10 protein-coding genes and 1 tRNA gene are annotated in these 14,543 nt (G+C 55.4%); 2 read left to right on the forward strand and 9 right to left on the reverse strand.

Annotated features, from left to right (window positions below):
* Positions 1 to 176 precede the first annotated feature (176 nt).
* Entirely contained in the window at positions 177 to 1,457 is a 1,281-nt protein-coding gene (locus OHL21_RS16235) for a hypothetical protein (protein WP_263418325.1), read from the forward strand.
* A gap of 13 nt (positions 1,458 to 1,470) precedes the next feature.
* On the opposite strand, the gene OHL21_RS16240 is transcribed toward OHL21_RS16235, so the two are convergent.
* From OHL21_RS16240 to OHL21_RS16255, 4 genes are read right to left on the reverse strand one after another with little or no spacing between them, the layout of a single operon-like run.
* On the reverse strand, positions 1,471 to 1,758 hold the full coding sequence (locus OHL21_RS16240; RefSeq protein ID WP_263418326.1) for a hypothetical protein: 288 nt from the start codon (positions 1,756 to 1,758) through the stop codon (positions 1,471 to 1,473).
* The gene (locus OHL21_RS16245; protein WP_263418327.1) at positions 1,745 to 4,960 is read right to left on the reverse strand and encodes a DNA polymerase III subunit alpha; all 3,216 of its coding nucleotides are present in this window, start codon (positions 4,958 to 4,960) and stop codon (positions 1,745 to 1,747) included. The genes OHL21_RS16240 and OHL21_RS16245 overlap by 14 nt, the downstream gene beginning before the upstream one ends.
* Positions 4,953 to 6,479 carry a DNA polymerase Y family protein gene (locus OHL21_RS16250; protein ID WP_263418328.1) on the reverse strand — a complete coding sequence of 509 codons (1,527 nt, stop codon included), beginning with the start codon at positions 6,477 to 6,479 and terminating at the stop codon, positions 4,953 to 4,955. Before OHL21_RS16250 ends, OHL21_RS16245 begins: the two co-directional genes overlap by 8 nt.
* Positions 6,461 to 7,486, reverse strand: coding sequence for a P-loop NTPase family protein (locus OHL21_RS16255; RefSeq protein ID WP_263418329.1), 1,026 nt, complete (start codon positions 7,484 to 7,486; stop codon positions 6,461 to 6,463). The genes OHL21_RS16250 and OHL21_RS16255 overlap by 19 nt, the downstream gene beginning before the upstream one ends.
* 492 nt (positions 7,487 to 7,978) lie before the next feature.
* Here OHL21_RS16255 and OHL21_RS16260 point away from each other — a divergent pair, with 492 nt between their 5' ends.
* Positions 7,979 to 8,266, forward strand: coding sequence for an MGMT family protein (locus OHL21_RS16260; RefSeq protein ID WP_263418330.1), 288 nt, complete (start codon positions 7,979 to 7,981; stop codon positions 8,264 to 8,266).
* A 106-nt stretch (positions 8,267 to 8,372) separates the two neighbouring features.
* On the opposite strand, the gene OHL21_RS16265 is transcribed toward OHL21_RS16260, so the two are convergent.
* The 5 genes from OHL21_RS16265 to OHL21_RS16285 all read right to left on the reverse strand — a co-directional run bounded on the left by OHL21_RS16265 (position 8,373) and on the right by OHL21_RS16285 (position 14,414).
* Complete coding sequence (locus OHL21_RS16265; RefSeq protein ID WP_263418331.1) at positions 8,373 to 8,780, reverse strand: YciI family protein; 408 nt, start codon at positions 8,778 to 8,780, stop codon at positions 8,373 to 8,375.
* Between the two features lie 804 nt (positions 8,781 to 9,584).
* Positions 9,585 to 11,867: an Ig-like domain-containing protein gene (locus OHL21_RS16270; protein ID WP_263418332.1), complete on the reverse strand. Its 2,283-nt coding sequence runs from the start codon at positions 11,865 to 11,867 to the stop codon at positions 9,585 to 9,587.
* 391 nt (positions 11,868 to 12,258) lie between these two features.
* A tRNA-Ser gene (locus OHL21_RS16275) sits at positions 12,259 to 12,346 on the reverse strand.
* A 46-nt stretch (positions 12,347 to 12,392) separates the two neighbouring features.
* Positions 12,393 to 13,535 carry an N-acetyl-alpha-D-glucosaminyl L-malate synthase BshA gene (gene bshA / locus OHL21_RS16280; RefSeq protein WP_263418333.1) on the reverse strand — a complete coding sequence of 381 codons (1,143 nt, stop codon included), beginning with the start codon at positions 13,533 to 13,535 and terminating at the stop codon, positions 12,393 to 12,395.
* 15 nt (positions 13,536 to 13,550) lie between these two features.
* Positions 13,551 to 14,414: a ChbG/HpnK family deacetylase gene (locus tag OHL21_RS16285; RefSeq protein WP_263418334.1), complete on the reverse strand. Its 864-nt coding sequence runs from the start codon at positions 14,412 to 14,414 to the stop codon at positions 13,551 to 13,553.
* Between the last annotated feature and the right edge of the window lie 129 nt (positions 14,415 to 14,543).

Raw genomic sequence — 14,543 nt, forward strand, 5'->3', positions numbered from 1 at the left:
GGGCGCCTCACTTTCCGAAAGTGGTGACCTTTGTTTACGCGTCCGTAATGCTGGCGACGTACCTTCATGGAGACTTAAGCCGCAATCGTTATTCTGGTTGAGGACAACTGAAATACAGCTAGTCTGATTTCCGACTTCACCAGGTCTGTCCAAGCCGGAATGGATACCACGACGAAATGATGCGGAGAGTATTTTCGCTGTTTCCTGCAGTACTGTTGTCTCTCTTGTGTGTGGCCGCGAAGGCTCAGGCTTCTGATGAGACGGGGACGACGATTGATGCTGGAGAGCCACTTCGTATCCAGATCCGGAAAAGCATACCGCTCGCTCGCGGGGCCTCCGTTGAGGGCTTTCTCGTAGCGCCCGTCTATGTACGGGAAAGACTGGTCTTACCTGAGGGAACCCGCGTTACCGGTATCGTTCAGGATTACGCTCCTGTTGCTTTCAAGACTCGCCTGCAGGCCAGACTCGATGGAGACCTGACTCCTCTGCATGAGCCAATCGTGCATTTTCAGTCGCTCGAGCTGGATGGCAAAGAGATCGCGATCGATGCGATGGCAACTGTTTCTACCGCACAGCCCATCCGGTTTGTCACGGCGCAGAAACGCCCGTCGTTGATGAAACAGGCCACTGGCTATGTTCATGGGCAGATCAACGACACGAAGGATGCAATCTTCGGTCCGGGATGCTCCGACCGTGCTCTGCAGCTCTTATTCAGTCAGTTACCGTACCATCCGCAACGGATCTGGTCGGGAACGAGATTTGTTGCGGACCTTGGCCGGCCCTTGATGATTTCTTTGCCCGCCGCCGCATCGCCGGAGCTGTCTTCGGCTGCGATTGGACCGGAAGGGATTTCGGTTACAGCCAGGCTGGCGGACCGCTTGAGCTCAGAGACGGCAAGGAAGGGTGACGTGGTGCACGCTATTGTCACTGTGCCGGTCTTCGATGATGCAAAGCATCTCATCCTGGCAGAGGGAGACTCGCTGGATGGGACGGTATTACAGGCAAAACCCTCACGAAGCTTCGGCAGAAATGGCCAGTTGAGGTTTGTCTTTCAAACAGTGAAGCCGCACAACCGGGAAGCAAAGCCGGTCTCCGCTGTGATCAGTAGTGTCGACGGCTCTAAATCGGACAATCTCTCCATCGACAATGAGGGCGGTGTTAAGGCGTCGGCCGACAAGAACCGTTTTCTGGCTCCTGCGCTGCTGGGGGTGCTGGCGGTCGCAGGGCATGATCGCGATCGGGATGGAAATGGATTAGGAAGACAGACCGTTGCCGCGAATGGTTTCGGAGTTGTCGCCCGCGTCGTTGCGCTGACCGTTAACGACCGCAACGTCGCTACCGGTTTTGGAGTGTATGCCTTTGCGAAATCCATTTACTTCCGGTTCCTCTCTCAAGGACATTCGGTAGAGTTTCCCAGAAATACTCAGGTGGAGTTGAAAGTGATCAGCCGCCAATAGGCGAGATGCAGGCTTATTCCGGGACATCGTCATCCGTAGGGACATACCAGGGAACATCCTTCAAAAGGAATAGGCTTGGATAGCGGGAGATCAGGTGGCTCAACATGGCTTTTGCTATATGCCCGCTATGCTCCACCTCTTTTTGCCAATCCACATTGGCTAAACCCTCATCGGAGGTTGCAGGCCAACGGGCTGTACGAATTGCGAGTACAAGGCTCGACGCAATCAAGAGCGCCGGACCAAGCTTTTGAGCATCTACTTCTTTACGAACTCCTCCTACTCGTGCGCTAGTGGAAGTCATGTGATCGAACCTCCAGTGACAAATCGTTCAGCGTTCGTATCCGGGTAGCTTTGACGTGAATCACGCCGTCCTGATTTTGGAGCAGACCTTCAACGAAAACAAATTTGCTTCTTGTGACGATAAGACGTTCTCTCTCGAAGAGGTCAGGTGTCACAATCACATTGGAAATACCTGTCTCATCTTCCATCGACAAAAAGACGAATCCATGTGCTGTGCCGGGGCGTTGACGCGCAATAACACAACCTGCAGCCTTTACGAAATCTCCGTGGTGGTAGTGCCTGAGTTCTTCCGCGGAAAGAATGTTGCGACGATGAAGTTCCTGCCGCCGGTAAGCCATTGGATGCTGACCGACCGTAAGGCCGGTGCCCGCATAATCCGCCATCAGCCTCTCTTCTGTCGTCATCCTGTTCAGCGGGGAGGAAGGATCTTCCTCGCGCAACGCAGATACCTGTGAAAACAGTGGACCTTCCGGCCGTCCTGCGCGTTCTACCTGCCAAAGAGCATCGCGTCTATGCTGCACCCCGTCAAGAACGTTCAAAGCCCCCACGCTTGAAAGGAGGGTCAGTTCTTTCCGATTGATCATTCCAACTCGTGCTATAAGGTCATCGACAGAATGAAATAAGCCTCGTTCCGTTCTCTCCATGACGAGCGTTTCGGCGGTCTGTTTTCTGAATCCCTTGGCATAGCCGAGTCCCAGGCGCAACGACAGTATCCCATCCTCTTCATGTTCAATGGTGCAGGCCCATTGTGATCGTTGAACGTCAATGGGTTTAACGCGTAGCCCGTGCCGTTGTGCATCCTTTACAAGGACAGCAGGCATGTAAAAGCCCATCGGCTGGCAATTGAGAATGGCGCAGGTAAACGCGGCCAGGTATTTAACCTTGAAATAAGCGGATGCGTAGGCGATCAGAGCGAAGCTGGCTGCATGGGATTCGGGAAATCCATATAAGGCGAACGAGCTGATGTGCTGAACGATATCGTCCTGTGTCTTTGCGTCGATGCCGTTAGCGGTCATGCCTGAACGTAACCTTCCTTCGAGATTCTTCATGCGCTCCCATGACCGGCGCATCCCGACAGCACGGCGTAACTCCTCGGCCTCAGCTCCCGTGAAGTTGGCGACCACCATCGCCATGCGCAGAAGTTGTTCCTGAAAGAGTGGAACCCCCAGTGTGCGCTTAAGTGTGGACTCCAGCGACGGATGCGGATAAGTAACTTCCTCTTGCTTCTGCCGCCTCCGCATATACGGATGCATCATCTTTCCGACGATCGGTCCGGGACGAATGATTGCGACCTGTACAACAAGGTCATAGAACTTCTCCGGGTTGTTGCGCGGGAGCGATGCCATCTGTGCACGGCTCTCTATCTGAAACATGCCTACTGTGTCTGCGCGCCGCAGCGTGCGATAGACTTCATCGTCTTCTGGAAGTTGTGCCAGGTCTACCTGCTCTCCATAGTGTTCTGGAATCAGTTCCAGACAGTCTTTCAAAACGGCCATCATGCCCAGCCCGAGTAGGTCTACCTTGATGATGCCAAGCTCGGCGCAGTCTTCCTTATCCCATTGCACAACGGTCCGGCCAGGCATTGAGGCTCGCTCCAGCGGAACAATATGGTCCAGTTGTCCCTGGCAAATCACCATCCCACCCGAGTGTTGTCCAAGGTGACGCGGCAAGTCCTGAATGCGCATACAGAGTTCCAGATATTTTGCGATGCGAGGATGGCGAAGATCGAACCCTGCATTCCGGAAGGAATGCGCCATCGTGTCCGTCGGCCCCTTCCACTCAAAGTTCGCCACAATAGAAGAGAGCCGTTGCAAGGACTCCGCATCGAATCCCAACGCCTTTCCGACCTCACGCGTTGCGGATTTACCGCGATAAGTGATGACATTCGCTGTCATGGCGGCGCCAAGCTCGCCATATTGGTGGTAGATGTATTGAATTGCCTGTTCGCGCTTTTCCTCTGATGGCAGGTCCAGATCGATGTCCGGCCACTCACCACGGCTTTCCGAGAGAAACCGCTCAAAAAGCAGATCCATGCCAACTGGGTCGATGGCCGTTATTTCAAGGGCATAGCAGACGGCAGAGTTTGCCGCACTGCCACGTCCCTGGATCAAAATATCGTTCTTTTTGCAGAACCGAATGATGTCCCAGACAATGAGGAAGTAGCCGGCGAAACCCAGCTTCGCAATGAGCTTTAATTCATGATCAACTTGCTTCTTCGCCCGCTCCAGCAGCTCTTTATTGCGCTTTGGCCCATAGCGGCAGGTCACGCCTTCATCGACCCGCTTGCGAAGAAAGCTGTCCATCGTCTCACCCTCAGGGACCGGATAACGAGGGAACTCATAGCCGAGATCTGAAAGCTGGAACGTCAGACGGGAGGACAGCTCAAGCGTGTTTTCAACCGCACCGGGGATATCGCGAAACAGCGCCGACATCTGCTTCGCATCGCGAATATAACGTTGATTGTTGATGGAGAGCAGGCGTCCTGCCCTGTCCAGCTCCGTATGATTGCGAATCGCGGTAAATAGATCCAGGATCTCGCGATCCTGCCTGGTTGCGTACCGTACGCCATTCGTCGCGAGAATAGGAAGCTTCAGCGAGTGCGCAATGCGGATGGCGGCCTGGTTACGCCACTCTTCCTCGCGTTCACAATGGCGCTGCAGCTCAACATAAACATTGCTTTGTCCGAAGAGATGAACCAGTCTTTCGACAAGATCCCGGCCGGCCTCTTCTCCTCCTCGCTGTAAGGCTGAAGCCAGCGGCCCTTCATCGCCGCCTGTAAGACAGATAAGACCTGCGGCATGCTCTTCCAAATCGGATAGTGTAGCCGTGCCTTCCTGTTTCTTCTTCTCACGCATTTTGAACCGCGTAATGAGCTGGCAGAGATTTTGATAACCCTGACGTGTCTCGCACAGCAAAGGCAGCCGAGCCGGTTCCGAACGATGTTGATGTGGCAGCCAGGTTGGAGGTGCGAGCCGTTGTCCGAAAGCGGCCGATGAGACCTCAGCTCCGACATGTGCATGGATATGATTCTCGCCTGCAATCTTGTGAAAGCGCGCCGATCCATAGAATCCGTTTCGATCGAGCAATGCCATTGCCGGCATATCGACTTCGAAGGCGCGCTTCGCTATTGTCTCCGGCAAAGATCCGCCTTCGAGAAAGGAAAAGGCACTTGCAGCATGGAGTTCCACATAACCGCTAGTCATAAAGCCCTACAAGAAGCCAGGATTTTTGGACAAAATCCTGATGCACGCATCCATACAATGTCGTTTCGTCATCGCCTTGTGCAATCAGATCCCATTGCTCCTGTCCCCAGATCCGTTCATTCCACCATTCGCCGCCCGCAAGCCACGGTCCATAGGCATGCCGAACCGTATAGCGATGTCCGCGAAAGAAAAAGCCTGATGGTCTGCCGCAATCGAGTGTGATGCTGAGCCGTTCCGGCGGGCATACGCGCCGAAGGCAACCATATGCGGTGCGGGAAACCTTTGTGGTCGAACTGCCTGAAGGAACAGCAAATGGCTCCATATGGAAACCAGGAGAAGTATGTGTGTCATCGAGTACAGCACGGCCTACGTTGTCGTCACCGACCAGCGCCGCAATGCGCGCGAGCGTGACATCCAGCCGGCCTGACTCAGGAAGCTGTGGAGAGAACAATCCGAGTTGAACTTTGCTGGTAACTCCCGGTTCGGCGTGAAGACAGACCTTTGAGATGGGAGCACCTGCGGGGTGAGCTTCAAGATCGAGATGAAGCAGCTTCAACCACAGATGTCTATCGTTGGTAGGAACGCGAGGAGAGACAGTGCGGCAGTGTGTTCCTCCCCCGTCCAGATGGAGTTCGACCGTTACCGCTGCGAGTGCATAGACACGCATGGCCGCGCGGACGATGAGCTGTTCCAGCATAACGGCAACGCCAAAAAGCAGAGATTCGAGATTGTCGAGCGGATAGTCCAGCTCCGCTGTTTCTTCAAGTACAAACGGAACATCGATAGGCTGGAAGAGATGAGGCATGGTTCCGGTAGCCATCTGCTGCAGGCGTTTGCCATCCTGTCCCAAACGGGCAATGAGGTCTGTCCGCGGCAGCGCCGCCAACATGCCAAGGGTACGGATACCCCACCGAGACAGTGTCTCAGCATGTGCTTCCGAGATGGCTAAAACCGATAAGGACAGGGGAGCCAATGCCATTGATTCTGCGCCGGATGGGACAACGACAATCGCTGTTCTGGCAGGGAGCCCCTTCGCGAGCAGAATGCTCGCATGGAAGTTTCCGCTTACCGCAACCTGGGCGGAGAGACCAAGCAATGCCACTCGCTGTCGCAGAGTCTTCGCAAGAACTTCAGGAGGGCCAAAAAGTGCTTCGGTCCCGGTGATATCCAGGCAGCAGAGAAAGACATTCTCCTCTTCCTGTAGTTCAACGCGCGGAGAATGGGCTCCAGCACACTCCAGAAGCGCGGTCTTCGCCGCCGCTTCGACAGATCTGGAGCGGGGCAGAATGGTGATGCTTCCGAAGGTATCCACTTCGACCTTCGTCATTCCACGTTGCACGCCCAATAACCGGGCCCTGGTATTTAACGAGCACACCGTTTCAGCCGGTGGCTCGCCATCCAGAATCACGCATGGCTTCTCGCGCAGCTCAGGCCGCAGGCGTAGCAGCGCCTGCGCAGGGAACTCTCTTACCAGGAGACAGGCATACAACTCACCGGAGTTCATTGTGCACCTGCCCATGGAGTGCGGCTCTGCCAGGAAGCAGTGCGGGCCGCTTGCGGAGGTTTGCGCATTGACACGACATTGCTTGCCGCTTGCAGGAAGCGTTGACGCACGATCTCGATGCGCGGCCGCATCCCACTGAAGACCGTGTGGGCTTCAAGAATCGGTTCGGCTTCCAGTAGACGTAGTTGCAGTTCCGAGCCACTCTTCGCGCAGGGATACTGAGTCAAAAGCAGAATGCAGGCTTGCGTCTTTTCCGCAGCTACACGATAGCGATGCCACGTCGATAGCTCAATGCGCGCCACGTATTGCGGCGCGATACCTGCAAGATCAAGAACAATGGCGCTGAAACCTCCAGTCTGCAAGAGCAGATCTGTGGTGCGAAGAGCGCGCTCAATTGCGTCGTAGTGCCTCGCGCGGCGCTTTCTGCGCGTGAAGGGAATTGAAGGGATAGATTCGCCTGAAGCCAGGCGATTTCTCTTTGTCGCAGATGGCTCAACAGGTTTGGGCAATGGAGTCTCTCCTGTGAAAAGTCCGGCCATTGCTTCGGAGAGCCCGCGGATCTCCGTTCTGGGATGAGGACCGAATCCACCGCCATGCAGCCCCTTTTTTGGAGAGCCAGGGATGAAGTACTTCTGAGGCAACGTTACTGCCTTTGTGGTCTTCGTTGAGGCCTCTGCAACATCAGCACAACGGATCCACAGCAAGCGGTCTAAGTCCACTCCGATGGCAGCAGCAGAGGCAGGATCGAAGGCATTGGCCGAGTCGACCCAGGCGCACACCTTGTTTGCCTCGGTCACTTGCGCCAGGAATGAGAGAGCCACTGAAGTTCGTCCGGTACATTCAGCGCCGACCAACTCCGTTAAAGCGCCCAGGGGAAGCCCTCCTCCTGACAACTCATCCAACTCAGCCAGGCCCGTGGGTATCTGCGGCCGGATAAGCCTGGGAGCCGGCGTCAAAGCTGAGGGAATCTTCCGTGCAAGAGCTGACTCAACCTGCAGTCGAATTGTGGAGGCGAGCGGCATATTCTTCGCCTTATATTCGCCCTTTCCGGCTGTGGAAGGCAAGTCAATTAAATTCGAGAATATGCTCGGTGATTGCTATCTATCTCAAAGTAAATAAGATACTTAGCAGAATGAGACGGGCGTTTGCTAGGTTCGGTACCCGACCCTTACGGCCGGCTATTTCGAAGGTTCCATTGACAGGTGAATACCTGATATCTGGATGTCGATATCCTGGGTGCCTGGATGCCCCATATCTGACGGTATCATCGCCAGATGTGGGAGTAGATACTACACTACATTCCTGCAAAACCCACATCTCGGCCATGCCGAGATATGGGGCACCAATCCGGACCACACAACCCGAATGAATGTGCGTGCTGATAGGAAAGCAATTCGGAGATCGACGACAACAAGACTCTCTGGCATCGATCAGCTCTCGGTGCAGCAGACTAAGAAGAGATTGCTGCGGGACGCATCGCGTCCGGAAGAGCAGCGCGACCGCGCGTTTGGCTGATGATTCTCTCTATTCCTCCTGGCAAGGTCAGCACGTATGGCAGAGTCGCCGCGGCGGCCGGCTATCCACGTTACCATCGTGCCGTGGCGCGGCTTCTACGGACGGATCCGCCAGATAATCTGCCGTGGCACCGTGTGCTTGGCGCCGAAGGCGCGATCAAGCTGCATGGAGATGCCGCAAGGGAGCAGCGCTCACGCCTCAAACTGGAAGGCGTCCGCTTTATTGGCGAGAAGGTGGATATGGAACGGCATGAGCACACCTTTAGACCCTGGGAGGTCTACGAGTGAGTCTGTCTAATCCCTCTGCAAGACCCCGTCGCGGTAACATCCCGTGATAAGGCGGGTGGATTCGATCCTCCACACCGCCTCAATCGTGTCTCGTCATGTTGACGTTCTAGGCCTTCGTCAGATTTTCGAAGCCCTCTGCTGCTTTCCGAACATCCTCGGGGAAATCGTTGATCTCTTGAATCTGACGGACCTCGATGATCTCGTTGTCTGACATCGGTGCGCGTTTTGCCCATTCAATGGCTTCTTCCCGCGAGCGCACCTGAATGATCCAATAGCCTCCAACGACCTCTTTCGCCTCGGCGAACGGCCCATCTGTAACCGTAGCTTTGCCGTCGGTGTAAGAAATACGTGCACCGGTCGAAGGGGGTAGAAGCCCATCGAGAGCAAGCAGTACGCCGGCCCTCTGCAAACTCCTGTTGTACTCCATCATCTTGGCCACTGCTTCGGCGCTTGGGACCGCGTCTGAAGCTGCATTTTGATAGCCCTTGGGGATCACGATCATCATGAAACGCATTTGCTCTTCTCCTGTGATTGATTTCAGCCAAATTGGCCGTTCTATCTAAACGTCGAATGGGAGGTGCCGATTTCTACCATGCAACAATAAAATCCTGGTTCTTTTGTCCGGTGCCTGGCAGATCACGTTCGACAATCTGCGGCAAACTACAGATCGGTCCCATTTTGGGCCGGGGACTAAAGTCTGATGGCCGGGCCTTGCTGTTGGCAGCACCGATTCAGGCTACGGTTTAAAGACCGGCTAACAACTGTTGTAATTGCCTTGGTTAGGAATCTTCAGATGGGTAAGCCCGCATCTTCCCCCCGTACGTCGTCAAGACCCCCGCTCGTAGTGGATTACGCTGTCAATGGCGTTGTCACCATCGCAGCAAAGATATTCGCATCGCTGTTCATGTCCCTGTTCTTCGTCATGCGGCTTTCTGCTCGGTTGCCAGGAGAGAAGCCTGAGTCTGCGAAGACTAATAAGGGTTCTGACGTCGTCTGCATTTTGCAAGAGCGTTTTCCCGGCTGGGCTGTTTACCAGTCAAAAGAAACGTTCCAGTCATCGAGGCACACCGAAAAGCGTACCGCTGCCGGTAGAGGATTTTTCTTGTAGGTGTATGTCGGGCTTCCGCATCTATGGGCGTTTTCCGCAATGAAAACACCGCTGCACGTCCCCTTCCGGGATACCAGCAACAGGGAAAATGCTCTAATGCAAAGCTTTTCAGATAGAGATCCGCACCCGTACGGGTGCCACGGGCGGGTGTCCCATATCTCGGCTTAGCCGAGATGGTTTGCAGGATCTTTTAGGAATACCTGCCGAACTTCAACGGCTCGCAATCCAATTTGCCGCCGAATGCCCGTAATTCACCTGGAAGGTTCCCGGCGCCGCCTGCACAACCGCATAAGAAAGGCCTGCTACAGTTCGCTTTTGCCACTGGACGGTCGCTCCATTGAGCGAAATGGTAGTCAAATCACCGGCGGAGGAGTGGATCGGTAGCATTGCTTCGATGCCACTTCCTCCGATTCCCACGTCGATTGAAAAAGAAAGCTGGCAGTTTGACCATTTGAGATCCCGAAACCGGGAAGCATTCCGTCCGTCAAGCCATTTCAATAGCTGTGCAGCAGTAATGATCGGGACGTGATGTTTTTGTGCTGATGAGATGATGGCGTCAGCGCCGGGAGACTTTACCTCATCGTTATGCATATTGGCGGTGAATACGCCGAAGTACTCCTCGCTTCCCAGCGCATTCGCGAGGAGCGTATCAATCGTGAATGGATAGCTCTGTTTTGATTCGTCTGTCATCTGGGTGGCAGCTTGATAGACATCAATCACGCTCCCATCACGGCGGGCAAAGCGCATCGGGAACCCAGAGCCGGTAAATAACCCCGGCGTATCTTTGACCCACTTCGGGGGCCAGTAGTAGTAGTTCGTATCGAGCCGAATCCTGTGGTTCAACTCTACTTGTGGCTGCGTATCGTAATCGCCCCAGGTGATGCAATCAGTCCGGTTGCTGACAGGAGGCGGAACATTGGGATACTTTGCGGCAAAACCCTGAAGTTGCTGCAAATAGAGATCGTTTACAAATTCGCGATCGATTTCTCGTCTTACAACACCGTCGCTCTCTCGAACCTGATGGGCCGGCCAATCTGTGCATGCTGTATAAACGTGCAATCCGATCTCGAATCCCTGCTTCACGAAGTCGTCAGCTTGTTTCGAAGAGATTGATCCGACAAAAATATGCGAGGTCGCACGGATGCACTCCCATTTTTCGAGTGAACAGTTGCTGGCGCTTTTGCGTTGATAGTTACGGAAGCGTCCCGCCGTTCCTCCATGTCCATGATCGTCCCCGGTCATAACGATGACGGCCTTGAGACCGCGGGGCAAATACCAGAAATGCGGAAGCGGTGTTTTGTTCGCATTAAAGGTGATGATCAAGTTGGCCAGCAGCCGTTGTTGTATGTCCGCTTGCGGAATCGCAATCACTTCTCGGGCCACCCAATCTGGTTGGGGATCCTTTTCGTTCGCCCCATAAAACAGGTCATCTGACCGTATCGGCGGGATACCATCTCGTTCATGTGCCGACCACTCGGGATTACCCTGGCGCGTATAGACAACGGACTTTGCCAGATCGTAGCTAAACACGATGACATTGCCGGCGCCAAGCGTTACAGAACTGACCGCGGGGAATTGAGTCGCAGTTTTGGCATCCGTATACAACGTGGCAAATACGGTCGTTTTATCAGCAGTGAATAGATCGGCGTCGCCATGGAACTGGATCGCCTGCTGAATCAACCCGGCGCCCGCTGGAGTCTTCGAGTTGATGCGCAAATAACCGCCATGCTGAACTGCCTTGTCCGCTTCGGAAGTTGGCGGATTAAACCCGAAGCTCTCCGCAAGTTTTCGGGATGGCCGCATTGCGATCAGTGTTCCACCGCTTCGCACCCAGCCGGCCAATATCTGGATCTGGCTCGTATCGACAGGCATTTCCCCCAGAAGCACGATGTCATGGCTGGCGAGTTCCTGTGCGGAAAGCTGCGTTATGTCTTCGACGTCAAACTCATTCAATCCTTCATTGCGAAGAATCTCCGCATAGTATTGGCTGAAGCCATTTGCCTTACTGGTGACAAGCAGGATGGGGCCGTCTGGCCCTTGTTCCGGCGATCCGGCAGCCGCAACGCCGGTCGTGAACCGCCATTTCATGTCTCCCGCCAGGGAACGATTGTGCTGATCGAGGAGGCCTTGTTTGCCTCCCCGCAGTGTTACCTCATAGGTGGAACCCTGGCTCAATGCGGCGAGGGGCGTGAGAACGGCCTTGTTTGTTGCATCGTCGTAAGAGACCGTCGCCGGAATGCTCCTGCCCTGTTCATCACGCAAGCTGAAGGTCCCCGGAAGTATCGTTTCGGGTGACATCGGCTTATTGAAGGCTAATGTGATCGGTTCCTGGGGCTCGACACCTACCTCGCCGGCGTAAGGGCTGGCAACCACGACTCGTGGCACGGTAGTAAAACCACGGAGCAGCGGTGCGACCAAGACAACGCATATCACTGCGAAGAGGAGAGCGGCAGCAATCGCGAAGCTCCCCCTGATCTTGAGATCCGAAGTCACAGCTCCCTCCTTAGCGCCGTTCGTCGTTCTGGTCAGGGTACAAAGACCGCCTTGCCATGGCGCATAAGCTTATGCAATTTGTGAACCAAATTGCCAGTGCACCTGTAAGTTATTTGTTTTGATAATTTGCGGGCGAGAAATCGTGAAGGCGAGCCAGGGCGTTATTGAACATTGCAAAACACTGCATACATCGAACTGCGGTGGATACGATAGTTTTCACCGTCCAGAGATTGTCTTCGTCAAGAGTGCGGGATAGTTAGAGCGTTTTCCCTGTAGGTGTAGCCCAGAGCATCCGCCTCTATGGGCGTTTTCCGCAATGAAAACGCCGCTGCACGCCTCTTCCGGGATACCTAGCAACAGGGAAAATGCTCTAAATTATTGAGGGGAAGGATGGCGGAGAGACAGGGATTCGAACCCTGGATACCTTGCGGTATACACGCTTTCCAAGCGTGCGCCTTCAGCCACTCGGCCATCTCTCCGTTGCGGGGGTGCAACATCTCTGAAGGTATCACATCCTGCGCTTCCTTACAGCGCCGGCTGTGCCAGAACGCTCTGATAGTAGCGTTCGTACAGGGGAATGATGTTGGAAGTGCAGAAGCGCTTCTGGGCGGTCTGCCTGGCCGCACGCGACATCTCTGCCAGCCGGTCTTTATGGGTCAGCAAGTCGATAGCAGCGGCAGCCATACCATCTGTGTCTCCTACCGGGAAGAGCATGCCGGTGACGCCGTCGTCGATCAGTTCCGGTACGCCGCCGACGCGAGTCGCGATTGCCGGGACGCTGCAGGCCATCGCCTCCAGCGCAGCCAGGCCGAAGGACTCCATCTGGGAGGGCATCAGCATCAGGTCTGCCAGCGACAGCAGGTTCTCCACGCTGTTCTGCTTGCCGAGGAAGTGGATGCGGTTCTTGATGCCGTAGCTCACCGCAAGCCGCTCGGCCTCGCTGGTGTCGGGCCCATCGCCGATCAGCATGAGTCGCGCCGGTAGCTGCCTTGTGACCTTGGCAAAGGTGTGGACCACATCGGTAGCACGCTTCACCGGACGAAAGTTTGAGAGATGGACGAACAGAGCTTCTTCCGGAGCAGCATACTTCTGCCTGTTTCGTTCGTAGACCTCGGGGCGACGCGTGTAGACGTCGCAATTGACGAAGTTGCGGATGACCTCGATGGGACGCGTGATCGAGAAGGCGCGTTCTGTCTCTTCTTTCAGATGCTGCGAGATCGACGTAATGCCGTCAGACTGTTCGATGCCGAACTTGGTGATTGGCAGAAAGGAGTGATCCTGTCCGACGAGCGTGATATCAGTCCCGTGCAGCGTGGTGATGAACGGCAGCCTGATTCCGCGAGCAGCCAGCATCTGCCGCGCCAGCAGCGCACAGACCGAATGTGGAATGGCATAGTGCACATGCAATAGATCGAGCTGGTAGAACTCCGCCACCTCTGCCATACGCGTGGCCAACGCCAGATCATACGGAGGGAACTGGAAGAGCGGATAGTTGGTGACCGGAACCTCGTGATAGCGGATGTTGGTCTCACGGTCGGTCAGGCGGAAGGGCTCCGCGTAGGTGATGAAATGAATCTCGTGCCCACGGGCTGCGAGTTCGATACCGAGTTCCGTCGCGACGACGCCACTGCCGCCATAGGTGGGATAACAGGTAATACCGATCTTCATGGACGACTCATTTCCTTACCGGACGGCGATGTTGCCGAAGTGTGTGAGTTCGATGTCCGGGCGAAGGGTTTGGATGCGGGGAAGTATGGCCAGAAGACCACGCAGCTCTTCCTCGCGCGATGCCTGCAGGCGCGTACGTTGCGAAGCGAGAACGCTGTCACGGTAACCGGGATGACAGGCAATCTCCCAGACGCCGGACGGCATAGCCTTCATCCAGGCTTCGATCATGGGAGCGTTGACCCGGCCCGTAGCCGCAACGCCAATGCAACCATCGGGAGCGAAGACATGGTTCTGTTGAGCTTGCCTGCGAAAGCGGGAAAGAAAGCGCGCGCGCAGGCCACGCACCTCAAGCTCGCGTAGAGCATCGGCCTGTGAGGCCTGAAGGCTCCACGGCTGTTCGAAGGAATTCCGAACCCTATGAACCCCGCAGGCTTTTGCCGCCGCAAGTACCGGCCGCAGGACCGAGGGAAACATGTGCGTATGTTTGTGCGTGTCGACGTGAGTCACAGTAATACCGGCGTCCTGAAGCCTGCGGATCTGGGTAGCCGCCTCACGCTCGATCTCTTCCTCTCGTACTTTGCCCGCGGCCAAAGCCCATACAAAGCTGCCAAGTGTCGGCCGGAAGCTGCGGCCATCGGGACCAAGCAGGGAAGCAACCTCACCCGGCGACAACATCGGCTGACCGTCGAGAAGAACGATGTGGCACCCGATTCCCAGGTTCGGGCGTTGCTTCGCGATGGATACGGCCTCATCGAAGGCAACACCACCGGCCATCAGGGTTGCGGAGGTCAATGCGCCGGCATCATGCAGCTCGGCGATGGCACGGCAGATTCCAGGCGCCTGACCGAAGTCGTCGGCGTTGATGATCAATTGCGGCATCAAGCCTGAGTGTAGAGCGTTTTCCCTGTTACTTGGTAGCCCGCAAGAGGCGTGCGGCGGCGTTTTCATTGCGGAAAACGCCCATAGATGCAGAAGCCCTCCTCTACACCTACAGGGAAAAGGCTTTAG

Source organism: Terriglobus albidus, from assembly GCF_025685425.1.
Taxonomy (GTDB): domain Bacteria; phylum Acidobacteriota; class Terriglobia; order Terriglobales; family Acidobacteriaceae; genus Terriglobus; species Terriglobus albidus.

Bases quoted from the DNA above. Each gene is read 5' to 3' on its own strand.
- OHL21_RS16235 (WP_263418325.1), top strand. From the start codon at position 177: ATGATGCGGAGAGTATTTTCGCTGTTTCCTGCAGTACTGTTGTCTCTC.
- OHL21_RS16240 (WP_263418326.1), bottom strand. From the start codon at position 1,758: ATGACTTCCACTAGCGCACGAGTAGGAGGAGTTCGTAAAGAAGTAGAT.
- OHL21_RS16245 (WP_263418327.1), bottom strand. From the start codon at position 4,960: ATGACTAGCGGTTATGTGGAACTCCATGCTGCAAGTGCCTTTTCCTTT.
- OHL21_RS16250 (WP_263418328.1), bottom strand. From the start codon at position 6,479: ATGGGCAGGTGCACAATGAACTCCGGTGAGTTGTATGCCTGTCTCCTG.
- OHL21_RS16255 (WP_263418329.1), bottom strand. From the start codon at position 7,486: ATGCCGCTCGCCTCCACAATTCGACTGCAGGTTGAGTCAGCTCTTGCA.
- OHL21_RS16260 (WP_263418330.1), top strand. From the start codon at position 7,979: ATGATTCTCTCTATTCCTCCTGGCAAGGTCAGCACGTATGGCAGAGTC.
- OHL21_RS16265 (WP_263418331.1), bottom strand. From the start codon at position 8,780: ATGCGTTTCATGATGATCGTGATCCCCAAGGGCTATCAAAATGCAGCT.
- bshA (WP_263418333.1), bottom strand. From the start codon at position 13,535: ATGAAGATCGGTATTACCTGTTATCCCACCTATGGCGGCAGTGGCGTC.
- OHL21_RS16285 (WP_263418334.1), bottom strand. From the start codon at position 14,414: ATGCCGCAATTGATCATCAACGCCGACGACTTCGGTCAGGCGCCTGGA.